Origin of the sequence: Streptomyces sp. NPDC006208 (genome assembly GCF_040613775.1) — a bacterium.
Taxonomy (GTDB): domain Bacteria; phylum Actinomycetota; class Actinomycetes; order Streptomycetales; family Streptomycetaceae; genus Streptomyces.
This window is the reverse complement of sequence record NZ_JBEXSW010000025.1, coordinates 104,878-126,662: the sequence shown is the minus strand read 5'-3', so window position 1 is coordinate 126,662 and position 21,785 is coordinate 104,878. Positions and strand designations below refer to the sequence as shown.

Genomic DNA, 21,785 nt, shown 5'->3' with positions numbered 1-21,785 from the left:
TGGGGCGCAGGCGGCCGCGCGGACGGCGTCCCGCGATCGTGGGCAGTGGCAGTGGCAGTGGCAGTGGCAGTGGCCGACGCCCGGCGGCCGGTCATGAGCCGTGCCGCCCTGCTCGTCCTCGCCGACGGACGGTTCCCTGCCGGAGGGCACGCGCACTCCGGTGGGGCCGAGGCCGCCGTCAAGGACGGGCGGATCCAGGACGCCCGCGACCTGGAGGCCTTCTGCCGGGGACGCCTGCACACCACGGGACTCACCGCAGCCGGCCTCGCGGCCGCGGCCGCGCTCGGGCACGACTTCACCGCGCTCGACGCCGCTGCCGACGCCCGCACACCCTCGCCCGTCCTTCGGGCCGTCGCGCGCAAGCTCGGACGGCAGATGATGCGTGCGGCACGGGCCGCCTGGCCGGGCGCCGACCTCGACGCGCTCGCCGTCGCATTCCCCCGCGGTACGCACCAGCCGATCGTGCTCGGCACCGCGGCGCGCACGGCCGGCCTCGCTCCGCCGGACGCCGCGCACTGCGTCGCGTACGAGACCGTCAGCGGTCCGGCCACCGCCGCCGTACGGCTGCTGAGCCTGGACCCGTTCGAGGCCACCGCCGTCCTCGCCCGCCTCGCCCCCGAGATGGACCGCGTCGCCGCCCTCGCAGCGTCCGCCGCCCTCGAGGGCATCGACGCACTGCCCGCCGCGTCCGCGCCGCTGCTCGACATCATGGCTGAGCAGCACGCGACCTGGCCCGTACGCCTCTTCGCCTCGTAGCCCGCACCCCTGGGCACCAAGGAGTCGCACCATGCACCTCGACCACGGCCTTCACGAAGCCCCCAGGGCGGTCGGCGCCGATGCCGTACGCCCCGACGGAGGCCGGCGCGCCCTGCGTATCGGTCTCGGCGGACCCGTCGGTTCCGGCAAGACCGCCACCGTCGCGGCGCTGTGCAGGAGTCTGCGCGACAAGCTGTCCATCGCGGTCGTCACCAACGACATCTACACCCGCGAGGATGCCGAGTTCCTGCTCCGTAATGCCGTACTGCCGCCGGAGCGCATCCAGGCCGTCGAGACCGGCGCCTGCCCGCACACCGCCATCCGCGACGACATCTCCGCCAACCTCGAGGCCGTCGAGGAGCTCGAGGACAGCGTCGGCCCGCTCGATCTGATCCTTGTCGAGTCCGGCGGCGACAACCTCACCGCCACCTTCTCCAAGGGGCTGGTCGACGCCCAGATCTTCGTCATCGACGTCGCGGGCGGTGACGACATCCCGCGCAAGGGCGGCCCCGGCGTCACCACCTCCGACCTGCTGGTGATCAACAAGACCGATCTCGCGCCCTATGTCGGCTCCGACCTCGACCGTATGGCCCGCGACGCCGAGGAACAGCGCGGCGGCCTGCCCGTCGCCTTCACCTCGCTGTCCGGCGGCGAAGGCGTCGGACCGGTCGCCGACTGGGTGCGGGCCCAGCTCGCCGCCTGGACCGCATGAGCGTCCAGGCCACCGCCCGCATCGTGGCCACCCCGGGCGGGCTGCCCGTCCTCGCCGGTGACGGACCACTCGCCCTGCGCCGCACCCGCGCGACCGGCCCGGGCCACCGGGTCACCGTCGTGGGTGCCATGAGTGCGCCGCTCGGCGGCGACCGGCTCGCGATCGAGGCAGAGGCGTCGGACGGCGCTCAGCTCACCGTGGACTCGGCCGCCGCGACGATCGCCCTGCCCGGCCGCACCGGGGCGACGGCGCACTACGACGTGACGCTGACGGTGGGAGAGGACGCCGTGCTGCGGTGGCTGCCGGAACAGCTCATTGCGGCGCAGGGCAGCGAGCTGCGGATGCGTACCAGCGTCGAACTCGCCGCCACGGCACGGCTGGTGCTGCGCGAGGAGCAGATCCTCGGCCGGTACGGTGAGCGACCGGGCACCCTCACCACCCGCCTCACCGTGCACCGGGCCCAACGCCCGCTGCTCGACACCGAGCTCTCCTGCGGGCCGGGCGCACCCGGAGGCTGGGCCGGACCGGCCGTGCTCGCCGGGCACCGGGCCGTCGGCCAACTCCTCGTCGTGGACCCGGAGTACGACGACAGCCCGGTCGACGCCCGGTCGCTGGGCCCGACCGCCGTGCTGACCCCCTTGGCCGGCCAGGCCGTTCTGGTCACCGCCGTCGCCGACGACGCGCGGGCCCTGCGCGGCGTCCTGGACGAGGCACTGGCTCAGCTGCACCGCTGAGCGGGACGTGACACACCGGTTATTGGTTCGGCAAAGAACACCAGTACGGACTTCTCCCCGCTGCCCTGCCCACGAAAGGATCTCCCGGACAACTCCACAACAGCAGGGGGAGGTTCTACGTGAGACGCACAGCAGTGCTCGGCTCGGCCGGCACTCTGGTCGCGGGCACCCTCATAGCCGGCGCGATCGCCGCTCCGGCAGCGAACGCCGAAGGTTCCAGCCGTGGTTGGTCCGAGGCGCGCGGCGTGAAGACAGCCGCCGAGCGGGCCGCCAAGAAGGGCATCGCCTGGGCGGACTGCCCGGAGGACTGGGGGTTCGCGAAGCCCATCCAGTGCGGCTGGGTGAGCGTTCCGCTCGACTACGCACGGCCGTACGGCAAGCAGATCAAGATCGCCGTCGACCGTATCGGCAACACCGGCACCAAGGAAGAGCGCCAGGGCGCGCTGATCTACAACCCCGGCGGCCCGGGCGGCTCGGGTATGCGCTTCCCGGTCCGGGTGACCAGCAAGAACCCCCTGTGGGCCAAGACCTCGAAGGCGTACGACTTCGTGGGCTTCGACCCCCGCGGCGTCGGTCACTCCACTCCCATCTCCTGTGTGGACCCGCAGGAGTTCGTGAAGGCGCCGAAGCCCGACCCGGTGCCCGACAGCGAGGCGGACAAGCGCGCGCAGCGCAAGCTCGCTGCCGAGTACGCCAACGGGTGCGCCGAGCGCAGCGGCTGGATGCTGCCGCACATGACCACGCCGAACACCGTCCGCGACCTGGACGTCATCCGGGCCGCGCTCGGTGAGAAGAAGCTCAACTTCCTGGGCGTCTCCTACGGCACCTACATCGGCGCCGTCTACGCGACCCTCTTCCCGGGCCACGTCCGCCGGATGATCGTCGACAGCGTGGTCAATCCGTCGCGCGAGAAGATCTGGTACCAGGCCAACCTGGACCAGGACGTCGCGTTCCAGATGCGCTGGGACGACTGGAAGGCATGGGTCGCCAAGAACGACGCCACCTTCCACATCGGCGACACCCCGCAGAAGGTCGAAGCGCAGTGGCTGAAGCTGCGGGCCGCCGCGAAGCGGAGCCCGCTCGGCGGGGTCGTCGGCCCGGCCGAGCTCATCGGCTTCTTCCAGAGCGCCCCGTACTACGACTCCGCCTGGGTGCCTGTCGCCCAGGCCTGGAGCAAGTACGTCGCCGGTGACACCCAGGCACTCGTCGACGCCGCCGCGCCCGACCTGTCCGACACCGCGGGCAACATCGCCTCGGAGAACGGCAACGCGGTCTACACCGCCGTCGAATGTGCCGACGCGAAGTGGCCCACCAGCTGGAAGAGGTGGGACCGGGACAACACCCGTCTGCACAAGGACCACCCGTTCATGACGTGGGCCAACGCGTGGATGAACCTGCCGTGCGCCACCTGGTCCGCCAAGCAGCAGACCCCGGTGCAGGTGCGGACCGGCAAGGGCCTGCCGCCGGTGCTCATCGTGCAGGCCGAACGTGACGCGGCGACGCCTTACGACGGCGCGGTCGAGCTGCACAAGAGGCTCAAGGGCTCCCGTCTGATCACCGAGAAGGGCGCCGGCTCGCACGGTGTGACCGGCCTGGTCAACCCGTGCATCAACGAGCGCGTGGACGCCTACCTGCTCAGCGGCAAGGTGGACGGCCGCGATGTGACGTGCACCCCGCACGCCACGCCCAAGCCGTAAGCGCCACAGCGGTGAGGGGGGAGGGGCGGCCGGTCACGGCCGCCCCTCCTTCGTCCTGCGGCGTGTTCCCCTCCCGAGCCCTCAGCTGCTGCGACGCGGGAACTTCCGCTGCTTCTGCTGCTGTTCCTGCAGCTCGGCCTTGGCCTCGGCGGCATACCGGTCCACGTACTCCTGGCCGGACAGCCCGAGAATGGCGTACATGATCTCGTCCGTCACGGCGCGGATCGCCGCCTTCTCGTTCTCCATGCCCGCGTAGCGTGAGAAGTCCAGCGGCTCACCGAAGCGGACCGTGACCCGCTTGATCTTCGGCACCACCTGTCCCGGCGGCTGGATCTCGAAGGTCCCCACCATTGCGCACGGCACCACGGGGACCCCGGCCCTGAGCGCCATCACCGCGACCCCGACCTTGCCCTTGTAGAGGCGCCCGTCGTGCGAACGGGTGCCTTCCGGGTAGATGCCCAGCAGCTCGCCCTTGCTCAGCACCCCGAGTCCCTCACGGATGGCCGCCTGGCCGGCCTCCTTGCCGGAACGGTCCACCGGGATCTGACCGGCACTGCGGAAGAACGCCGCGGTCAACCGCCCCTTGATGCCGGGCCCGGTGAAGTACTCGGCCTTGGCGAGAAAGGTGATGCGCCGCTTGATGATGGCCGGCATCACGAAGTGGTCCGAGAAGGACAGATGGTTGCCTGCGACGATCGCCGCGCCCTCGGCCGGGATGTGCTCGAGTCCTTCGATCCTGGGGCGGAACAGCACCCGCAGCAGCGGCCCAAGAAGGACGTACTTGAGCACGTAATAGAACACAGGTCGGCTCCCAACTGCCCGGATCGGTTCCGGGGTTTGCGTTCTGCCTGGTCACAAGGTGTTTCGGAGGGGGCCAGTGTAAATGCACACGTTGTGGTCTGTAACCGCCTCCGATCGGACTCGCGCTGTCTCATTTGCCGCCTTGCCGCCTTGCCGCCTTGCCGGCGACGCGGGATCATGCGCGGCCCGGAACGTCCGCGACGACCCGCAGATCGGAGACGAGAGGCTTCGTACGCACCGCAGTTGGGCGAGGAGCCATGGCCCGCGCGCCGTCATCTCCCGCAGGCTCGGAGCCTTGTGCTCGCCGAGGAGCGGCACGCGCGTGGAGGAGTCGCCCGTCCTGACGGTCCCGTCGCCCGGTCGTGGTCAGTGGCTCCTCGTTCCGGACGGTCCGAGATCAAGGCGTCGGCGCCGCCGATCGGACCCGTCCGTCCGCTGGTCCTGGCACGCCGGACGCCCGCCGGACGGGCAGCCTCGGGCTGCGGTGGACGTCCGCCGGATCGGCAGCCTCGGGCGGCCGTGGGCGAGGGCCCGGGACGCGGCCTGCCGACGGCGGTGGCCCGGGACACGGGCCGGCGGACGGCGGTGGTCGCGGCGCTCGAGATGCTCCGCGACCACCTGCGGCTATCGGTAGGCCGGACAGCCTGCCAATGGCTCCGGGCTCAGTGCTTGGTGCCCTTGCGGACCTGGTCGGCGGCCTTCTCGGCCATCTCCTGGGTCTTGCCCTCCAACTGCTCGCCCTTGCCCTCGGCCTGCATGGACCTGTCGCCCGCGGTCTTGCCCATGGTCTCCTTCATCTTCCCCTTCAGCTGCTTCGCCTTGGCTTTGCTCTTGCTCATCAGGATCGACTTCCTCTCCGGATCGGGGGTGATCGTGCCTGACCACCCTGTTCACCGTTCACCGTGCGCCCGCGGGGGAAGTGCCGCAAATTCGCATTACTCGAACAACTGTAGGAAAACCGTGTGGAGTGGCGCCGCCGCACCAGTGGCGCATTTCCAGTGGCACGCCACCTCCGCAATCAGGAGGAACACGTGAAAAGACGTTTGCCGGTCCCCTGTCGAGGTAGCCGCATGATGTACCCGAAAACAGCGTCACTCCTCAGGAGCTGATTCGCGTGGCTGACCAGGGAAAGAAGATTCGGGGCAAGGCCCAGGAGACAGTGGGCAAGGCCAAGGAGAAGGCCGGACAGGCGACGGGCGACGACGAGCTGCGTCTGAAGGGGACCGCCGACCGCGTTGAGGGCAAGACCCGCCAGGCGGCCGCGGAAGCCCAGGAATCCGTGCGCGACGCGGCGGACGCGGTCAAGGAGAGCACCCGTAAGCACAAGTGACGGCTGGTCATTCTTCGGAACGAACCGGGTTTCGCGCGGTGGTTGTTCGGCCGTGCGAAGCCCGGACCGTCTGCGAGGTGGGGGAATCCGCGCATTCCCGGTGGGTTCGGGGTCTCGACCGGGCCGATTCGGGTACTCGCGGAATCGTGTCCGGTCCGCACGGCAGGTCCGCGGACCGTGGGCGGGTTATTGAAAGGAGTCATAACAATGAGCACGGTCAAGGAATCGGTCGAGGTGGAGGTTCCCATCCACACCGCTTACAACCAGTGGACGCAGTTCGAGGAATTCCCTGAGTTCATGGAGGGCGTCCAAGAGGTCAGGCAGCTCGATGACCTCCACAATCACTGGATCACCAAGATCGGTGGCGTGCGCAGGGAGTTCGACACCGAGATAGTCGACCAGCTCCCGGACGAGCGGATCGCCTGGCGCACCGTCGGCGGCGACACCAAGCAGATGGGGATGGTCCACTTCCGCCGCCTGGATGACACCCACACCCGCGTGGAGCTCGTGATGGACGTCGAGCCCAGCGGGGCGGCGGAGAAGGCCGCTGCCGTGACGGGCATGATCGACCGGCGGGTCAAGGGCGATATGCGGCGCTTCAAGGAGTACATCGAGCAGCGCGGCGGCGAATCCGGCTCGTGGCGCGGCCGCGTCACCCCTGGATGACCGCCGAGGCTCCTCGTCGGAGGTATCCGGTGCGCGGTGCGGCGCGCTCCGCCGTCGTGCGGTCGACGGTGGAGCGCGCGATCATGGAGGAGCCTGTCTCCGGGCCAAGGTGACGGGGAGGCCACCATGACTGCTACATCCTCCGCCCGCAGCCACTTCACGGTGGCTGAGCGGGCAGCTCAGGGCAGAGCGGCACGCTCCGTGCTGCGACGATCGCAGCACGCCCGGTTCGTCCCTTCCGGTGAGCGGCCGGATCCCGTCGACATCCTCGAGGGACAGTCCGCCACGCGGGTGGGGGAACTGGTGCCCATCCGCTACGGCCGGATGCTGGAGTCGCCGTTCCGGTTCTACCGGGGCGCCGCCGCGATCATGGCCGCCGACCTCGGTCCGGCGTCTCACACCAGCATGACGACGCAGCTCTGCGGCGACGCCCACCTGCTCAATTTCCGGATGCTCGCATCTCCCGAACGGCGCCTGGTCTTCGACATCAACGACTTCGACGAGACACATCCCGGCCCGTTCGAATGGGATGTGAAGCGACTCTCCGCGAGTCTTGTCATCGCCGGTCGCGCCAACGGCTTCGACGAGGGGCAGCGCTCCGCCGCGGTCAAGGAGGCGGTCGAGCACTACCGGGAGCGGATGCACCGCTTCGCCGGCATGCACACGCTCGACGTCTGGTACGCCGCGGACGACGCCGAGCAGCTCGAAGCGCTGCTGCCGGACGAGGAGATGCGCCGGCGGGCCTCGCGTGCCATGGCCAAAGCCCGTACCCGGGACAGCGTCCAGGCGTTCGACAAACTCACCCACGTGGTGGACGGCGTGTGCCGGTTCGCTCCTGACCCACCTTTGATCACGCCCCTCCGGGACCTGCTCCCCGGAGTGGAGAACGACGATCTCGAAGCATGGCTGCGCGGCCTCCTCGGAGGCTACCGGCGCACCCTGTCCTCGGAACGCCGTCACCTTCTGGATCGCTTCCACATCGTCGACATGGCGCGCAAAGTGGTCGGGGTGGGAAGCGTGGGCACCCGGTGCTGGATCATCCTGCTGGTCGGCAGGGACGACGACGATCCGCTGATTCTCCAGGCCAAGGAGGCGGGGGAGTCGGTGCTCGCCCCGTACACCGAGCGCGCTGGATTCGACCAGGAAGGGGAGCGTGTCGTCGCAGGGCAGCGGCTGATGCAGACCGCGGGCGACATCTTCCTCGGCTGGGAGCGCGCCGTCGGAGCGGACGGCAGCCGGCGCGACTTCTACATCAGACAGCTGCACGACTGGAAGGGCATCGTCCAGCCCGACACCATGACCGCGGGGATGCTTCGGGTGTTCGGCGGCTTGTGCGGCGCCTCGCTCGCCCGTGCCCATGCCCGCTCCGGGGACCCGATCGCCATCGCCGCCTATCTCGGCACCAGTGACTCGTTCGACCGCGCCCTGGCCCAGTTCGCCGAGGCGTACGCGGACCAGAACGAACGTGACTACGACGCCTTCCGGCAGGCCGTGGAGTCCGGCCGGCTCACCGCCGCGACGGTCGCTGCCTGACGGTCCCGGCCCGTAGCGGACGAGCAAGGTCCGCTACGGGTGCCCGGATCCGCGCGTGAACGCCAGCTCACGCAGTCGCCGCCAGTCCAGGTGCGGCCGCAACCGGGGCACACCGGGTCGGTGCCGGGGGACACGTACCCGCAGGGCCCGGGGTCTGATCACGCAGCGAACCGGGGCCGGGAAGGTGAGTGCCTCCCCGTCGACTCCGGCCTGGACCTCAGCGGCGTCCGCATCGACGACGACTTCGCCGGCGGTCAGAAGAGTCAGGCCGGGAGAGCGTTCGCCGGCGAGCAGCGCGGCCGCCTGCACCGCACTGTCGACCTTGACACTCAGCACGCCGAGCACCCCGGCGTCCAGCCGTTCCCGCCGCCCCAGCCCGGCCGGGTCTCCCACCCGGTACGTATTGTTGCTCACCATCACCGCCTGCGGGGAGTCGACCACCACGTCGCCGCAGCGCAGGGTCAGCCGGGGCCCGACCTGGCGGGTCAGCACGTCGGGCAGCAGGCGCAGGATGGTCTGGATCTTGTCGTCGCGGTACGCCGGGCTCTGCACCACGGTGGCGTAGGCCCCGAACGACACGTTGTTGACGAAGTCGCGATCGCCGATACGACCGAGGTCGACGCGGAGTTCCACCCCGTCGGACAGCGCCTCCAGACTCGTCGCCGGGTCGTTGCGGTCGAGGCCGAGATCGAGTGCGAAGTGATTCCGGGTTCCCGCCGGGATCACCAGGAACGGCACGTCGTGCTCCGCCGCGACACCCGCGACGAGAGCCTGCGTGCCGTCACCGCCGGCCACACCCAGAAGATCCGCGCCGTCGGCGAGGGCACGGCGCGCGAGCGCGGCGACATCCTGGGGAGCCGCGGGATCGAGCAGCACGATCTCCGCGCCGAGAGCCTTCGCCTTCTCCTCCAGGGCGAAACGCCCCACCTTTCCGCCGCCGGAACGCGGATTCATGATGAAGAACGGCCGCCGAGGCCGGGGGGTGACGTACTCGCTCGGCGCCGTGTGCCCGGTCTCCGCGCCGAGCGCTGCCCAGCCGGCGCCGGCCGCCACCGCCCACAACGCGAGCACGGCGAACACGGCCCACAGCAGGCCGGCCACGGCGACGACCGCGATCACCGCCGCTTGCGCTGCCGCGGCAAGGAGCACGGAGAGCCCCCTCACCAAGCCTCTTCGGCTGACGGCCCACCAGGCCGCGGCCACCGTGACGACCAGGCCGGCAAGCCCGACGAGGACCAGTCCGATGCTCTTGACCCCGGCGGCGGCCGGCAGCAAGAGCAGCCCGGCGGCGAGCGCGGTGATCGCCAGACGCGCTGCCCAGCGCCGCGCCGGGACGCTGTGCATGCCGAAGCCACTGCCCATGGTTCCTCCCGTCCTCCGCCACCGACGTGGCTGCTACGGCCACTTCGCCCGGCGCCACACAGCCATTGCACTACCAGGCGGCGGATCACGCCTCACGGTTGCGTCCCTCGCGCAGCCGTATACGAGTCCGGGCAGCGCATCGCATCGGTGCCTCAGCACTGTTCCGGCTCTGACTGCCGTGGTCCACTGAGCTCGGGACCCGGACCGATGGGTGCACAAAGATGGATGCGAAGCGCAGGTCGAGGCCGACCGGCCGGATCGTCACCGCTGTGGTGTCCGCGATGACGGCCGCCGTGCTTTTCGGCTGCTCCGGATATGGGCGGGAGCCGAGCCCCGAGCCCACCCCCGCGCCGCCGGCCTCCGCTGCCGGGCAGCAGGGGCTGTCGCACTTCACCGGACTCCCCGCCCGCGCCGCGCCGGTGCTCGCCGTCAAGATCGACAACGTGCTGCCCGCACGGCCGCACACCGGGCTCGCCGAGGCCGACATCGTCTATGTCGAGCAGGTCGAGGCAGGCCAGAGCCGTCTCCTCGCGATCTACTCCTCACGACTGCCGGAGAAAGTCGGGCCGGTGCGCAGCGCCCGCGAATCGGACATCGAACTGCTGGGGCAGTTCGGCCGTCCGGCACTGGCGTACTCCGGCTCGCAGTCCGCGCTGCGCCCGCTGATCCATGCCGCTCCGCTCGTCGCCCTCGCGCAGGGTGACGCTCCGCAGGCCTACGTCCGCGATCGGACCCGCCTGGCACCGCACAACCTCTATCTGGTTCCGGAACGCGCCCTGGCCGCGGCGCCGCAGGCCACGACGGCAGGTGACATCGGCTTCCGGTTCGGTGCGGCACCTGCGGGCGGCACGCCCGTGAGCGAGCACACCGTGCGCTTCCCGGCGGCGCGGTTCACCTTCACCTGGTCGGGTACCGAGCAGCGGTGGCTGGTGGGTATGGACGGGATCGCCGCACGGACGACGGACGGCGGACGGTTGGGCGCTCCTACGGTGGTCGTCCAGTACGTCGACATCCATCCCTCCCGGTTCAGTGACCGAGGGGGCAGCGTCTCGCCGTACACGGAGAGCGTGGGCGCAGGAAGCGCGCTCGTACTGCGCGACGGCCGGAGTCACGACGCCCGCTGGAGCAGGCCCACCCCCGCGAGCGGCACCTCCTTCACCACGGCCACCGGACAGCCGCTCGCCTTCGCCCCGGGGCAGGTCTGGGTGGTCCTCGCAGCCCGATGACCTCGCCCGCACCGAGGGCGAGGTCGAGGGCTCCGGATTCCGCGAGCGGCAGGACCGGGGTATGAAGCACCAGCTTTCGGCACCTCGCGAGCGAGGTGCGGCTGCGTTCAGTGGGCGTTCGGTGCCTCGCGGATGTCGCCAGGCTCGTCCCCGGGCTCGCCCCGCAGGGTGGCCTCGCTCTTGATCCTCAGCTGCTCCGCCCGGTAGCGGAGCCGCTCCGCCTCGTCGGGGTCGGTCGAGCGGCTCGCGCGCTGCAGCAGCTGTTCCGCCTTGTCCCGATCGTGCTCGGCATGCAGACGACTGCTCTCCTGCTCGGACATGGCGCCCTCCTGCGGATACGGGACATGACCGTCCATACCATCCCGAAATGTCGTCTCGGTATCTGGCCGATTTCCCGGGACGCACCAGGTCAAACCGTATGCGGTCGACCCACGTACGGATGATGTCGTCACCGGCGTCCGCGACGGCATCGGCCACGGTGGCCCAAGCGGCGCCGGAGGGACCGACGGGCCTCGGACCGGGCAGCGGGCCACCGGCATGTGCACAGCCGTACGGGCCGTTCGGTGCACCCGAACGCGTCAGCCGGCGGCGCGGCGCCTTGCTCTGCGAAGCGTCAGGAGGTGCTCTGGGCTTCGTCGTATGCCCTTGTCCGACATGAGTCGGCTCCCACCCCAGGAGCACCGGATGCACCGCACCGCCGCTCTCGCCGCAGCTGTCCTCGTTGCCGCCATCGCGGCCGTCCCCGCCGCGGCGGCCCCTGCACCGGACCCCACCGAGCTGCCGACAGCTCCCCGCGGACTGTTCCTGACCGTGTCGGGTGACGAGAACACCTGGATCCGCGGCGTGCTGCTGCACTGCAGCCCGCTGCCTGGTGGGGCCCATCCCGAGCCGGTGGCCGCCTGCGCGGAACTGGCCGTTGCCCGCGGCGACCTGGACACGCTGCCTGGCGATCCGCACCCGTGCACCAAGGAGTACGACCCCGTCACCGTCAGCGCCACCGGCTCGTGGCGCGGTCGCCCGACCGCCTGGCACAAGACCTACTCCAATGCCTGCGAACTCTCCGTCGCCACGGGCGCCGTCTTCCGGTTCTGAGTGTCCGCCGCCCTGTGGGCGGCGGATCAGGTGTCGCGCGACAGATGCCGGATCAGGTGTTGCGCGAGGCGATCACCCCGATCGTCACCAGGCCGAGCACCACCCAGCCGAACCAGAGCCAGCCATTGCTGCCGAGCGCTGCCGTGTAGGCCGTCACGACCACCAGGGCCCCGACGGTCAGCATTCCCATCGCCTTCGTGGATCCGGACATGCATGCCCTCCTCGGACGGCCGCCGACGGCCGAGGCCGTTGAGGACAATCGTCGCCCGGAAGGAGGGTGCCGCGCTACTGCCCGGGTCATGGGACCTGTGACGTCCGTGTTCAGGGTCGTGTGTCCAGGACTGCTGTGCGTGAACGGCTCCTGGCTGTCCGCCGTCATACGCGGGGCTTCGCGCGGACGTGCATGCGTTCCCCCTGCCTCCCGAAGAGGCTGAGGACCTCCACGGGCCGCCCGTCCGCGCTGCTGAACCAGTGGGGCAGCCGGGTGTCGAACTCGGCGGCCTCGCCGGGGCCGAGCACCAGGTCGTGCTCGGCGAGGACGAGCCGCAGCCGGCCGTCCAGCACATACAGCCACTCGTAGCCCTCGTGCGTACGGAGTTCCGGCTCGTTACCCCGGTCGGGGATGATCATCTTGTATGCCTGAAGAGGGCCCGGACTCCGGGTCAGGGGTACGAACGTGCCGCCGTTCGGCAGGGTGCGGGGTGTCAGCCGGACCCGGGGATCCCCCACCTCGGGGGCGCCGACCAGGTCGTCCAGGGGCACGCGGTACGCACCCGCGAGAGGGAGCAGCAGTTCCAGACTGGGGCGGCGCTGCCCGGACTCCAGCCGGGACAGGGTGCTCTTGGAGATGCCGGTCGCCTCGGAGAGCGCGGCCAGGGTGAGGCCGTGCTTGGCACGCAGCCGTCTGAGCCGGGGGGCGACCTCGTCGAGGACCGTTCGGTAGGGCGGCGATGTGTCCATGCGGGCATTCCACCTCGCTGTCCCGGAATCGGCAACAAGAGTTGCCGCGTCCGTCCTGCGGGGTGCACGCTCCGCGGCATGAGCGCACACAGCGATTCCGGGCACGGACACGGGCACAACCACACCGACATCGACTGGGAGGTCATGGCCGCCCAGCTGGAGGACAGCGGCGAACTGCAGCTCCCGCTCCTCCGCCGGACTGCGGTCCGCCTGAGGGAGCTGCTCGGCCCGGAGACGGAGGTCAGGCGCATTCTCGACATCGGCAGCGGGCCGGGCGTGATGACCTGCGTGTTCGCCGAGGTCTTCGCGGACGCCGAGGCGGTCGCCGTGGACGGCACGCCCGGGCTGTTGGCCCGTGCCCTGGCTCGCGCCGAGCGGCTCGGCGTCGGCGGCAGGGTGGCCGTCCGGCACGCGGAGCTGTCCGAGGCTCTGGACGGCGGTGACGGGCACGGGGAAGGCGGCCTCGGCGCGGCGGATCTGGTCTGGAGCAGCAGGGCGGTGCACCACCTCGGAGATCAGCAGCGGGTGCTGAACGGGCTCGCCGGTGTGCTGAGGCCCGGCGGGCTGCTCGCCGTGGCGGAGGGCGGCCTGCCGATGCGCTTCCTCCCACGCGACATCGGCATCGGCAGGCCGGGCCTCCAGGCCCGGCTCGACGCCGCTCAGGAGCACTGGTTCGAGATCATGCGGGCCGAACTGCCCGGCAGTACCTCCGTGGTCGAGGACTGGCCCGCGATGCTCGGCCGCGCCGGGCTCACCGCCGTCGGGAGGTTCACTTCCCTCCTCGACCTGCCGGCACCGCTGGGCGAGACAGGCCGCGCCTACCTGCACGCCCATCTGACCCTGCTGCGGGAGGCGATGAGCGAGTCCCTCGACGTGGAGGACCGCAAGACCCTCGACGTGCTGCTCGATCCCGGGGCGCCGGAGGGCATCCTGCGGCGGCCCGACGCCTTCCTGCTCTCCGCCACCACGGTCTTCACGGGCGTGCGCCCGGCTCCGTGACCGTGCCCGACACGGTGCCCCGCTGGTGCCCGGGCCGGAACCGGCCCGGGCACCAGCGGGCCGGTCGCACGAATGCTGTGGCGAGGGCGATGCCGTACGACGGGCCCTCGCGTCCGTCGTGACCACTTCCCGGCACACCCCCATCCCGGAAACCGGTCACACTCCTCCGGCCGTCCCCTCGGCCTCGGGCCCGGCGCCCACCACCTGGCGGACATGTCCGGCCGTCCCGCCCGCCGTCCCCGGACGACCGGACTTCGGTCGTCACCAGAGAGCGGAGTTCATGTTGAAGCCGATCCCTGCAGGACATGAGGTGGCAGCCGCCAGAAGTGCGGAGCGGGCCCGTCGGTCCGGTGGGCGCTCACCGCCCTTTTCCTGTCCATGACGTCGGCGACGCTCGGCGTCTTCGGCTACATCGGCCCCATCGCCGTCATGACCGTCGGCCATGCGGTGTTCCAGACGGCCGACAACACCGCCGTCATGACAGATGTCCGCCCGGATCGACGGGGCGTCATCTCCGGCATGCTCAACCTGTCGCGCGATCTGGGGCTCATCACCGGTGCATTTGTCATGGGCGCTGTGTTCGCGCTCGCTTCGGCGACGACCGATGTCACAACGGCGGCTCCCGAGGCCGTTGCCACCGGTATGCGGATCACGTTCGCGGTCGCCGCGCTGCTGATCGTTCTCGCGCTCGCCATTGCGGTGGGAAGCCGTGCGCTCTCGCGACACACTTCGAGAGGATGAACGTAGGTGCGGAGCAGGGCGGCCGCTCGGGTCGCGTGCCCGGGCTGCGCCGTCACCGCCCCCGCGCCTGCAGCGAGGCGAGATACGCGTTGTACGCCTCGAGCTCCTTGTCCCCGTCCCGGTCCGCGGCCCGGTCCAGGCGCCTGGCCTGCCGCTGGTCGGAGCGATACCACTGGAAGACCAGCGCAATCAGCACCAGCACGGACGGGATCTCGCTGAAGGCCCACGCGATCCCGCCCGCCGCGGTCTGGTCGGCGAGCGCGTCGATACCGAGCGAGGCCGGCGGATTCTCGTACGCCTTGATCATCGGCTGGGTCGCCATCATCAGGGCGATGCCGAAGAACGCATGGAACGGCATACCTGCGAAGAGCTCCAGCATCCGCATCACATAGCCGGGCCGGTGCGGACCGGGGTCGACGCCCATGATCGGCCAGAAGAACACCAGTCCGACGGCGAGGAAGTGCACCATCATCGCGACGTGCCCCGGCTTGGACCCCATCAGGAAGTCGAACAGCGGAGTGAAGTACAGGGCGTAGAGGCTGGCGATGAAGAGCGGGATCGTGAAGGCCGGGTGGGTGACGATCCGCATGTAGCGGCTGTGCAGCAGCATCAGCAGCACCTCGCGCGGCCCCTTGCTGCCCCGAGCCGCGACCGGCAGCGCGCGCAGCGCCAGCGTGATCGGGGCGCCGAGCAGCAGCATGATCGGCGACACCATGCTGATCACCATGTGCTGCACCATGTGCACGCTGAACATGACCATGCCGTAGTCGTTCAGCTTGGTGCACATCACGAACGCCACGCTCAGCACGCCGACGGCGAAGAAGACGGTGCGGCCGACCGGCCAGGCGTCGCCACGACGCCGCAGCCGCAGCACCCCCCAGCCGTACAGGGCGAGCGCCAGCAGACAGGCGACCAGGAAGAAGGGGTCCGGTGAGTACGCAAGGCCCCGCCCCAGCGTGAACGGCGGCAGATCCAGCGTCATGCCGTGCCCGCTGTGATCCATCTGTGTACTCCCGAGTCCCGATTCGCGCTTGTTGTCCGGACCAGACTAGAACCGCCCCCGGCCGCAGCTGCGGCCGGGGGCGCCTCGTCGGTCCTGCTACCGGATCAGAGCACGCACTCGGCCTCGGCGTACCGCTCCGCCGGCACGGTCTTGAGGGTCTCGGTGGCCTCGGCCAGCGGCACCATCGTGATGTCGGTGCCGCGCAGTGCGGTCATCATGCCGAACTCGCCCCAGTGCGCGGCCTCGACGGCGTGCCAGCCGAAGCGGGTGGCGAGAACGCGGTCGTACGCGGTCGGGGTGCCGCCGCGCTGGACGTGACCCAGGATCACCGGGCGGGCCTCCTTGCCGAGACGCTCCTCCAGCTCGACGGACAGCTGCCGGGCCACGCCCGCGAACCGCTCGTGCCCGTAGATGTCCTTGCCGCCCTCGTCCCACTGCATCGTGCCCTCGCGAGGCTTCGCGCCCTCGGCGACGACGACGATCGCGAACCGCTTGCCCGCCTCGAAGCGCGCCCCGACCCGCTTGGTCAGCTCGTCGATGTCGAAGGGACGCTCCGGCACGACGATGGCGTGCGCGCCGGCGGCCATGCCGGAGTGCAGGGCGATCCAGCCGGTGTGCCGGCCCATGACCTCCACGATCAGCACGCGCTGGTGCGACTCGGCGGTGGTCTTCAGCCGGTCAAGTGCCTCGGTCGCCACTCCGACCGCGGTGTCGAAGCCGAAGGTGACGTCGGTCGACGCGATGTCGTTGTCGATGGTCTTCGGGACGCCGACGATGGGCAGCCCGGCCCGCGAGAGCAGATTGGCGGCCTTGAGAGTGCCCTCGCCGCCGATCGGAATGATCGCGTCCAGACCCAGCTCGGCCACATGCCCCCTGGCCCGCTCCACACCGTCGCGAAGGTGCGCGGGCTGGACCCGGGAGGAGCCGAGGATGGTCCCGCCACGGGCCAGGATGCCACCCACCGCGTCGAGGTCGAGCTTGCGGTAGTCGCCCTCCAGGAGGCCCTTCCAGCCGTCGTGGAAGCCGATGACCTCGTCGCCGTGGTCGACGACGGCACGGTGCACGACGGATCGGATGACGGCGTTCAGACCGGGGCAGTCGCCGCCGGAGGTGAGCACACCAATGCGCATAGCCCGAAATACCTTTGCAAAGTGGGCCGACTCCGGACCACGTCGTCCGGTTGGATCCCCGCCACCCTACCGGCGCAGAGTGGCGGGGCCGAACCAGGCGTCCGAGTGCTGGACCGCGCTCCCGGCCGAGTGCTCAGGTGAGCGAACTGCCCGTCAGGCGGGCTGTGTCGCGGTGGCGATCCGCTCCGCGCGCAGCGCCTCGTACCAGCGGTCGTCGGTCGGCGGCAGCGCGTTCACGTCCAGCGCCAGCTTCAGCAGCAGATCGGCGATCTGCGGGTTGCGGGCCATGACGGGACCGTGCATGTAGGTGCCGAAGACGGTGTCGTTGTACGCGCCCTCGGTGCCGTCGCCGGTGCCGTTGCCCCGCCCGAGGCGGACCTGTGCGAAGGGGCGGGCGGTGGGGCCGAGGTGGGTGATGCCCTGGTGGTTCTCGAAACCGGTCAGCTGGGGCAGGCCCAACCGCGGGTCGATGTCCGCCAGTACGTCGCCCACGCACCGTTCACCCTCGCCGCGCGTGGAGACCACGTCGATCAGTCCGAGGCCCGGCTCGCGCTCACCGAGGTCGTTGATGAACTCGTGGCCGAGGATCTGGTAGCCGGCGCAGACCGAGAAGATGATCGCGCCGTTGGACGCGGCCCGGCCGAGTCCGCCGTCGCGGCGCAGACGCTCGGCCGCAAGCCGCTGCGGCCGGTCCTCGCCGCCGCCGATCAGATAGATGTCGCCGGACGTGGGGACGGGCTGATCGCTGCGTACGTCGATCCGCATCACGTCCAGGCCGCGCTGCCGGGCGCGGCGCTCCACGACCAGGGCGTTGCCCTGGTCGCCGTAGGTGCTGAGCAGATCCGGGTAGACCCAGACCAGACGCAGACTGCTGTCACTCATGGTTGTCAGTCCTTTTCGGGGCCGCGGATCAGTTGCCGACGCGGCGGCGCACGTCCTGGAAAGCGGTGTAGTTGGCGATCAGCTCGATCCGTCCGGGCGGAGCCAGCTGCACCGCCTCGTCGACGGAGTCGCACACCCGGAAGTCCAGGCCCGCGACCTCGAGGCGGACCGCGAGGTCCAGCCTGCGGTCGCCGATGACGAAGATCGGGTGGCCGGCGAGCCGGGTGTAGTCCACGTCCCACAGCCAGGAGGTGTCCGTGCCGTCGGCGCCACGGGCGTTCACGGAGAGGATGACCGGCGTCGGCGGCGGGTCGATCAGGGAGAACGTCTCCAGCCAGCCGGCCGGGTTCTTCGCCAGCAGCAGGCGCAGCTCACGGCCCATGAAGGTGACGACGTCGTACCGGCCGGCCACGGCCTGGACCTGGTACATGCGCTCGAGCGCGACCTGCGGCGGAACCCCGAAGCAGGCGGCGACCGCGGCCGAGGTGGCGGCGTTGGCCTTGTTGGCCCGGCCGGGCAGCTGGAGATGGATCGGCCAGGCGCTGCCGTGCGGGTCGAGAACGTGATCGCCGCTGAGCACCCAGCTCGGCGCGGGGCGGCGGAAGCCGCACTCGCCGCAGAACCAGTCGTCGCCGGGGCGCTGCATCACACCGCCGCAGGACGGGCAGGACCAGGCGTCGTCCTTCCACTCCTGGCCGGCCGCCACCCACACCACGTTCGGCGAGGAGGACGCCGCCCACACGATCAGCGGGTCGTCGGCGTTGGCGATCACGGTGGCCTTGGTGCCGGTCAGGCCCTCGCGCCACTTCTCGGCCAGCATCCGGGTCTCGGCGGCGCGGTCCAGTTGGTCGCGCGAGAGGTTGAGCAGCGCGATCGCCTTCGGGGTCACATCACGGGCGACACCGGCGAGGTACTTCTCGTCGACCTCGATCACGCCGTACCTGGCGTCCGAGCCGCCGGCCAGCGCCGAGGTGATGCCCGCGGGCATGTTGGCACCGAGCGCGTTGGACACGACCGGGCCACTGGCCCGCAGTGCCTCGGCGATCAGCCGGGTCGTGGTGGTCTTGCCGTTGGTCGCCGACACGAGGACGACGTCCAGGTGCTGCGCCAGCCGCCCCAGCAGGTCGGGGTCGAGCTTGAGCGCGACCCGGCCGCCGATCACCGATCCGCTGCCGCGGCCGGCGGCGCGCGACACCGCCGCCGCGGCCTTGCCTGCCGTCACGGCCAGCTTGGCTCGCGGCGTCAAGGCTTCCGAGTTGCCTGACATCGTCCTTGATCCTCCTTGCTTCGGTCCGGAGCCAGCCTATCCAGGTCAGGTGGGCCGCCCGTACCTCGGCACCGGGGGAATGGTGTGGAGGTCAGGCCGGAACGGCGGGAATGTGGGGGGAAAGCGGCGGGATCGTACGCTGTGCGCCATGCGAAACCGGCCGATCCCCGGCAGTTCCGGTGTTGTGCGGGCAATGAGCCTGCTCGGCGAACCCGAACTGCACACCCCCTGCGAGCCCGTCACCGACTTCGGCCCCGAGCTGGCCGAACTGATCGAGGACATGTTCGCCACGATGTACGCGGCGCACGGCGTCGGGCTCGCGGCCAACCAGGTCGGCGTCCCGTTGCGGGTGTTCGTCTGGGACTGTCCCGACGACGAGGACGTCCGCCACCTCGGACATGTCGTCAATCCGTGGCTGGTCGCCGCGGACGGGGTCAGCGTCCGCGGTCCGGAGGGCTGTCTGTCGCTGCCCGGTCTCGAGTCCGGTACGGAGCGCTTCGACCACGCGGTGGTGGAGGGCGTCGACCGGGACGGGGCGCCGGTGCGGGTGGAGGGCACCGGGTTCTTCGCGCGGTGCCTGCAGCACGAGTACGACCACGTGGAGGGGACGGTCTACACCGACCGCCTCACACCCTGGCGCCGCTCGCGTGCCCTGCGCGCGGCGCGACGCTCACCATGGGTGAGTGCCGCCGGGCTGGAGCGGCTTCACGAGGGGCGCAGCGCCCGGTCCTAGCGAGCCGTGGCGGCGGCGGCACCTCGAGGCACCGCCGTCGCGCCGGGGCCGGTGCGAGCGCCCGGACGGGGCCTGGCTAGAAGCCGGGCCCGCCGACGCGGTCGTCGACCTCGAACAGCCGCCCGCACAGCAGGTCGGTCAGGTTCTCCACCAACTCGCTGCGGGAGCAGGGGCGTTCGGCCAGCCACCAGTCCCCGGCCGCGTGCATCATCCCGACGACTCCATGGCCCCACGCCCGGGCCAGCCGGTCGCCGTCGGGGCCGAGGTCCACCCGGTCGGCGATCACCTTGCCCAGCTCCTCGCCGAGACGGCGCAGCAGCGGTGCGGAGTGCCGGCCGACGTCGAAGCCCTGCTCGGCGGGCTGGTTGTCCTCGGCCGGGTGCATCAGGAACCGGTAGACCTGGGGGCGCGCCTCGATCGCGGCGAGATAGGTGTCGAGGGTGCCCGCGACCCGCTCGCGGCGGTCGACGTCCGCGTCCACCGCCCCCTGGAGGGCCCTGAGCAGGGCGTCGGTGTGGCGCTTGGCGAGTGCGCGGTACAGCCCGCCCTTGTCGCCGAAGTGCCGGTAGAGGATCGGCTTGGTGATGCCCGCCTCGGCGGCTATGGCGTTCATGGAGGCGTGCGGTCCGTCGCGGAGCACCACACGGTCGGCTGCCTCGAGCAGCTCCCGGCGCCGCTGCTCGGCCGACCGCTGATGATGTGAGGTCTCCATGATTCGTCTCTCCCCGCCCTTGCGAAATGCGTGACGCGCAAGGTAACACCCACGCACCTGAACACGTGATCGGGCTCTGCTCGGTTGACATGGGCTACTAACCGGTAACACACTGATGTTACCGCAAGTAACGCGCTGGTGGGCGCCGTAGTGCTGGAGGGGACATGACCGAGTTCACGCTCGATCTCAATGACGACCAGAAGCAGGTCCGTGACTGGCTGAACGGCTTCGCCAAGGACGTCATGCGCCCGGCCGCCGCCGAGTGGGACGAGCGTGAGGAGACGCCCTGGCCGGTCATCCAGGAAGCGGCCAAGGTGGGCATCTACTCCCTCGACTTCTACGCCCAGCAGTTCTTCGACCCCACCGGGCTCGGCATCCCGATGGCGATGGAGGAGCTCTTCTGGGGCGACGCGGGCATCGCCCTGTCGATCGTCGGCACCGGCCTCGCGGCCATCGGCGTCATCGCCAACGGCACCGAGGAGCAGATCGGCACCTGGATCCCCCAGATGTACGGCGACGCCAACGATGTCAAGCTCGCCGCCTTCTGCTCCTCCGAGCCGGACGCCGGCAGTGACGTCGGCGCCATGCGCACCCGCGCGGTCTACGACGAGGCCAAGGACGAGTGGGTGCTCAACGGCACCAAGACCTGGGCGACCAACGGCGGCATCGCCAACGTCCACATCGTGGTCGCCGTCGTCGACCCGGAGCTCGGCTCCAAGGGCCACGCATCCTTCATCGTCCCGCCGAACACCCCCGGCCTCTCGCAGGGCCAGAAGTTCAAGAAGCACGGCATCCGTGCCTCGCACACCGCCGAAGTGGTCCTGGAGAACGCCCGCGTCCCCGGCCACTGCCTGCTCGGCGGCAAGGAGAAGCTCGACCACCGCCTGGCGAAGGCCCGCGAGCGTGCCAAGAGCGGCGGCGAGAGGGTCAAGAACGCCGCGATGGCCACCTTCGAGGCATCCCGCCCGGCCGTCGGCGCCATGGCGGTGGGCACCGCGCGCGCGGCGTACGAGGAGGCACTCGAGTACGCCAAGACCCGCGAGCAGTTCGGCCGCCCGATCATCGACAACCAGGGGGTCGCCTTCCAGCTCGCCGACATGCGCACCCAGATCGACGCGGCACGGCTGCTCGTGTGGCGTGCCTCCTGGATGGCGACCGCGGGCAAGCCGTTCACCTCGGCCGAGGGCTCGATGTCCAAGCTGTTCGCCAGTGAGACCGCGAAGAAGGTCACGGCCCAGGCCATCCAGATCCTGGGCGGCAACGGCTACACGCGCGAGTACCCGGTGGAGCGCATGCACCGCGACTCGGCGATCTACACGATCTTCGAGGGCACCAGCGAGATCCAGCGCCTGGTCATCGCACGGACCCTGGCGGGCCTGCCGATCCGCTGACGGCCGGGGAACGCCGAAGGCTGCGGTCCCGCCCGGGACCGCAGCCTTCGTGTGCGCG

The 21,785-nt window shown here is 70.6% G+C and carries 24 protein-coding genes; 13 read left to right on the top strand and 11 right to left on the bottom strand.

Annotated features, from left to right (window positions below; all coding sequences use genetic code 11):
• Positions 1 to 93: 93 nt before the first annotated feature.
• The 4 genes from ABZ208_RS21730 (at position 94) to ABZ208_RS21715 (ending at position 3,899) form a co-directional block, all read left to right on the top strand.
• A complete protein-coding gene (locus ABZ208_RS21730; protein ID WP_356911114.1) occupies positions 94 to 756 on the top strand; it encodes an urease accessory UreF family protein in 663 nt (220 codons plus the stop codon).
• A 31-nt stretch (positions 757 to 787) separates the two neighbouring features.
• Positions 788 to 1,468 carry an urease accessory protein UreG gene (ureG, locus tag ABZ208_RS21725; RefSeq protein WP_356911098.1) on the top strand — a complete coding sequence of 227 codons (681 nt, stop codon included), beginning with the start codon at positions 788 to 790 and terminating at the stop codon, positions 1,466 to 1,468.
• Complete coding sequence (locus ABZ208_RS21720) at positions 1,465 to 2,202, top strand: urease accessory protein UreD (protein WP_356911097.1); 738 nt, start codon at positions 1,465 to 1,467, stop codon at positions 2,200 to 2,202. Before ureG ends, ABZ208_RS21720 begins: the two co-directional genes overlap by 4 nt.
• Before the next feature lie 119 nt (positions 2,203 to 2,321).
• A complete protein-coding gene (locus tag ABZ208_RS21715; RefSeq protein WP_356911096.1) occupies positions 2,322 to 3,899 on the top strand; it encodes an alpha/beta hydrolase in 1,578 nt (525 codons plus the stop codon).
• Positions 3,900 to 3,980: 81 nt separating this feature from the next.
• Here ABZ208_RS21715 and ABZ208_RS21710 read toward each other — a convergent pair whose 3' ends face one another.
• Both ABZ208_RS21710 and ABZ208_RS21705 read right to left on the bottom strand, forming a co-directional pair.
• The gene (locus ABZ208_RS21710; RefSeq protein WP_328403253.1) at positions 3,981 to 4,700 is read right to left on the bottom strand and encodes a lysophospholipid acyltransferase family protein; all 720 of its coding nucleotides are present in this window, start codon (positions 4,698 to 4,700) and stop codon (positions 3,981 to 3,983) included.
• Between the two features lie 662 nt (positions 4,701 to 5,362).
• Positions 5,363 to 5,539, bottom strand: coding sequence for a CsbD family protein (locus tag ABZ208_RS21705; protein WP_328403255.1), 177 nt, complete (start codon positions 5,537 to 5,539; stop codon positions 5,363 to 5,365).
• A gap of 275 nt (positions 5,540 to 5,814) precedes the next feature.
• On the opposite strand from ABZ208_RS21705, the gene ABZ208_RS21700 reads away from it, so the two are divergent.
• The 3 genes from ABZ208_RS21700 (at position 5,815) to ABZ208_RS21690 (ending at position 8,229) form a co-directional block, all read left to right on the top strand.
• Positions 5,815 to 6,030: a CsbD family protein gene (locus ABZ208_RS21700; RefSeq protein ID WP_356911095.1), complete on the top strand. Its 216-nt coding sequence runs from the start codon at positions 5,815 to 5,817 to the stop codon at positions 6,028 to 6,030.
• 207 nt (positions 6,031 to 6,237) lie between these two features.
• Positions 6,238 to 6,696: an SRPBCC family protein gene (locus ABZ208_RS21695; protein WP_356911094.1), complete on the top strand. Its 459-nt coding sequence runs from the start codon at positions 6,238 to 6,240 to the stop codon at positions 6,694 to 6,696.
• A gap of 126 nt (positions 6,697 to 6,822) precedes the next feature.
• Positions 6,823 to 8,229: a DUF2252 domain-containing protein gene (locus tag ABZ208_RS21690; RefSeq protein ID WP_356911093.1), complete on the top strand. Its 1,407-nt coding sequence runs from the start codon at positions 6,823 to 6,825 to the stop codon at positions 8,227 to 8,229.
• 33 nt (positions 8,230 to 8,262) lie between these two features.
• Here the strand turns inward: ABZ208_RS21690 and ABZ208_RS21685 are convergent, their stop codons facing one another.
• A complete protein-coding gene (locus ABZ208_RS21685) occupies positions 8,263 to 9,591 on the bottom strand; it encodes a diacylglycerol kinase family protein (RefSeq protein ID WP_356911092.1) in 1,329 nt (442 codons plus the stop codon).
• A gap of 221 nt (positions 9,592 to 9,812) precedes the next feature.
• Here ABZ208_RS21685 and ABZ208_RS21680 point away from each other — a divergent pair, with 221 nt between their 5' ends.
• Complete coding sequence (locus ABZ208_RS21680) at positions 9,813 to 10,817, top strand: DUF3048 domain-containing protein (RefSeq protein ID WP_356911091.1); 1,005 nt, start codon at positions 9,813 to 9,815, stop codon at positions 10,815 to 10,817.
• Positions 10,818 to 10,924: 107 nt separating this feature from the next.
• On the opposite strand, the gene ABZ208_RS21675 is transcribed toward ABZ208_RS21680, so the two are convergent.
• Positions 10,925 to 11,137 (bottom strand): DUF6381 family protein, encoded by a 213-nt coding sequence (locus ABZ208_RS21675; RefSeq protein WP_356911090.1) that lies wholly within the window; start codon positions 11,135 to 11,137, stop codon positions 10,925 to 10,927.
• 364 nt (positions 11,138 to 11,501) lie between these two features.
• On the opposite strand from ABZ208_RS21675, the gene ABZ208_RS21670 reads away from it, so the two are divergent.
• Positions 11,502 to 11,909 carry a subtilase-type protease inhibitor gene (locus ABZ208_RS21670; protein ID WP_356911089.1) on the top strand — a complete coding sequence of 136 codons (408 nt, stop codon included), beginning with the start codon at positions 11,502 to 11,504 and terminating at the stop codon, positions 11,907 to 11,909.
• A 52-nt stretch (positions 11,910 to 11,961) separates the two neighbouring features.
• On the opposite strand, the gene ABZ208_RS21665 is transcribed toward ABZ208_RS21670, so the two are convergent.
• Together ABZ208_RS21665 and ABZ208_RS21660 are read right to left on the bottom strand one after the other, a co-directional pair.
• Positions 11,962 to 12,120: a hypothetical protein gene (locus tag ABZ208_RS21665; protein WP_328403273.1), complete on the bottom strand. Its 159-nt coding sequence runs from the start codon at positions 12,118 to 12,120 to the stop codon at positions 11,962 to 11,964.
• A 164-nt stretch (positions 12,121 to 12,284) separates the two neighbouring features.
• Positions 12,285 to 12,869: an XRE family transcriptional regulator gene (locus ABZ208_RS21660; protein ID WP_356911088.1), complete on the bottom strand. Its 585-nt coding sequence runs from the start codon at positions 12,867 to 12,869 to the stop codon at positions 12,285 to 12,287.
• Between the two features lie 78 nt (positions 12,870 to 12,947).
• Between ABZ208_RS21660 and ABZ208_RS21655 the strand changes: the two genes are divergently transcribed.
• Both ABZ208_RS21655 and ABZ208_RS21650 read left to right on the top strand, forming a co-directional pair.
• Positions 12,948 to 13,868 (top strand): class I SAM-dependent methyltransferase, encoded by a 921-nt coding sequence (locus ABZ208_RS21655; RefSeq protein ID WP_356911087.1) that lies wholly within the window; start codon positions 12,948 to 12,950, stop codon positions 13,866 to 13,868.
• A gap of 378 nt (positions 13,869 to 14,246) precedes the next feature.
• Positions 14,247 to 14,609 carry a hypothetical protein gene (locus ABZ208_RS21650; RefSeq protein ID WP_356911086.1) on the top strand — a complete coding sequence of 121 codons (363 nt, stop codon included), beginning with the start codon at positions 14,247 to 14,249 and terminating at the stop codon, positions 14,607 to 14,609.
• 52 nt (positions 14,610 to 14,661) lie between these two features.
• Here ABZ208_RS21650 and ABZ208_RS21645 read toward each other — a convergent pair whose 3' ends face one another.
• The 4 genes from ABZ208_RS21645 to ABZ208_RS21630 form a co-directional block, all read right to left on the bottom strand.
• Positions 14,662 to 15,612, bottom strand: a complete 951-nt coding sequence (locus ABZ208_RS21645) for a cytochrome c oxidase assembly protein (protein WP_356911085.1) — start codon at positions 15,610 to 15,612, stop codon at positions 14,662 to 14,664.
• Positions 15,613 to 15,716: 104 nt separating this feature from the next.
• Positions 15,717 to 16,742, bottom strand: coding sequence for a 6-phosphofructokinase (locus ABZ208_RS21640; RefSeq protein WP_356911084.1), 1,026 nt, complete (start codon positions 16,740 to 16,742; stop codon positions 15,717 to 15,719).
• A 153-nt stretch (positions 16,743 to 16,895) separates the two neighbouring features.
• Positions 16,896 to 17,624 (bottom strand): glutamine amidotransferase, encoded by a 729-nt coding sequence (locus ABZ208_RS21635; RefSeq protein ID WP_328403283.1) that lies wholly within the window; start codon positions 17,622 to 17,624, stop codon positions 16,896 to 16,898.
• A 28-nt stretch (positions 17,625 to 17,652) separates the two neighbouring features.
• Positions 17,653 to 18,891 carry a MurT ligase domain-containing protein gene (locus ABZ208_RS21630; protein ID WP_328403285.1) on the bottom strand — a complete coding sequence of 413 codons (1,239 nt, stop codon included), beginning with the start codon at positions 18,889 to 18,891 and terminating at the stop codon, positions 17,653 to 17,655.
• 148 nt (positions 18,892 to 19,039) lie between these two features.
• Between ABZ208_RS21630 and def the strand changes: the two genes are divergently transcribed.
• Entirely contained in the window at positions 19,040 to 19,624 is a 585-nt protein-coding gene (gene def / locus ABZ208_RS21625) for a peptide deformylase (protein WP_356911083.1), read from the top strand.
• Between the two features lie 76 nt (positions 19,625 to 19,700).
• On the opposite strand, the gene ABZ208_RS21620 is transcribed toward def, so the two are convergent.
• On the bottom strand, positions 19,701 to 20,336 hold the full coding sequence (locus ABZ208_RS21620) for a TetR family transcriptional regulator (protein ID WP_356911082.1): 636 nt from the start codon (positions 20,334 to 20,336) through the stop codon (positions 19,701 to 19,703).
• 164 nt (positions 20,337 to 20,500) lie between these two features.
• Here ABZ208_RS21620 and ABZ208_RS21615 point away from each other — a divergent pair, with 164 nt between their 5' ends.
• Complete coding sequence (locus ABZ208_RS21615; RefSeq protein ID WP_356911081.1) at positions 20,501 to 21,727, top strand: acyl-CoA dehydrogenase family protein; 1,227 nt, start codon at positions 20,501 to 20,503, stop codon at positions 21,725 to 21,727.
• The last annotated feature ends 58 nt before the right edge of the window (positions 21,728 to 21,785 follow it).

Coding starts and splice junctions, on each gene's coding strand:
- ABZ208_RS21730 (WP_356911114.1), top strand. CDS start 94: ATGAGCCGTGCCGCCCTGCTCGTCCTCGCCGACGGACGGTTCCCTGCC.
- ureG (WP_356911098.1), top strand. CDS start 788: ATGCACCTCGACCACGGCCTTCACGAAGCCCCCAGGGCGGTCGGCGCC.
- ABZ208_RS21720 (WP_356911097.1), top strand. CDS start 1,465: ATGAGCGTCCAGGCCACCGCCCGCATCGTGGCCACCCCGGGCGGGCTG.
- ABZ208_RS21705 (WP_328403255.1), bottom strand. CDS start 5,539: ATGAGCAAGAGCAAAGCCAAGGCGAAGCAGCTGAAGGGGAAGATGAAG.
- ABZ208_RS21695 (WP_356911094.1), top strand. CDS start 6,238: ATGAGCACGGTCAAGGAATCGGTCGAGGTGGAGGTTCCCATCCACACC.
- ABZ208_RS21690 (WP_356911093.1), top strand. CDS start 6,823: ATGACTGCTACATCCTCCGCCCGCAGCCACTTCACGGTGGCTGAGCGG.
- ABZ208_RS21685 (WP_356911092.1), bottom strand. CDS start 9,591: ATGGGCAGTGGCTTCGGCATGCACAGCGTCCCGGCGCGGCGCTGGGCA.
- ABZ208_RS21680 (WP_356911091.1), top strand. CDS start 9,813: ATGGATGCGAAGCGCAGGTCGAGGCCGACCGGCCGGATCGTCACCGCT.
- ABZ208_RS21675 (WP_356911090.1), bottom strand. CDS start 11,137: ATGTCCGAGCAGGAGAGCAGTCGTCTGCATGCCGAGCACGATCGGGAC.
- ABZ208_RS21670 (WP_356911089.1), top strand. CDS start 11,502: ATGCACCGCACCGCCGCTCTCGCCGCAGCTGTCCTCGTTGCCGCCATC.
- ABZ208_RS21665 (WP_328403273.1), bottom strand. CDS start 12,120: ATGTCCGGATCCACGAAGGCGATGGGAATGCTGACCGTCGGGGCCCTG.
- ABZ208_RS21660 (WP_356911088.1), bottom strand. CDS start 12,869: ATGGACACATCGCCGCCCTACCGAACGGTCCTCGACGAGGTCGCCCCC.
- ABZ208_RS21655 (WP_356911087.1), top strand. CDS start 12,948: ATGAGCGCACACAGCGATTCCGGGCACGGACACGGGCACAACCACACC.
- ABZ208_RS21650 (WP_356911086.1), top strand. CDS start 14,247: ATGACGTCGGCGACGCTCGGCGTCTTCGGCTACATCGGCCCCATCGCC.
- ABZ208_RS21645 (WP_356911085.1), bottom strand. CDS start 15,612: ATGGATCACAGCGGGCACGGCATGACGCTGGATCTGCCGCCGTTCACG.
- ABZ208_RS21640 (WP_356911084.1), bottom strand. CDS start 16,742: ATGCGCATTGGTGTGCTCACCTCCGGCGGCGACTGCCCCGGTCTGAAC.
- ABZ208_RS21635 (WP_328403283.1), bottom strand. CDS start 17,624: ATGAGTGACAGCAGTCTGCGTCTGGTCTGGGTCTACCCGGATCTGCTC.
- ABZ208_RS21630 (WP_328403285.1), bottom strand. CDS start 18,891: ATGTCAGGCAACTCGGAAGCCTTGACGCCGCGAGCCAAGCTGGCCGTG.
- def (WP_356911083.1), top strand. CDS start 19,040: ATGCGAAACCGGCCGATCCCCGGCAGTTCCGGTGTTGTGCGGGCAATG.
- ABZ208_RS21620 (WP_356911082.1), bottom strand. CDS start 20,336: ATGGAGACCTCACATCATCAGCGGTCGGCCGAGCAGCGGCGCCGGGAG.
- ABZ208_RS21615 (WP_356911081.1), top strand. CDS start 20,501: ATGACCGAGTTCACGCTCGATCTCAATGACGACCAGAAGCAGGTCCGT.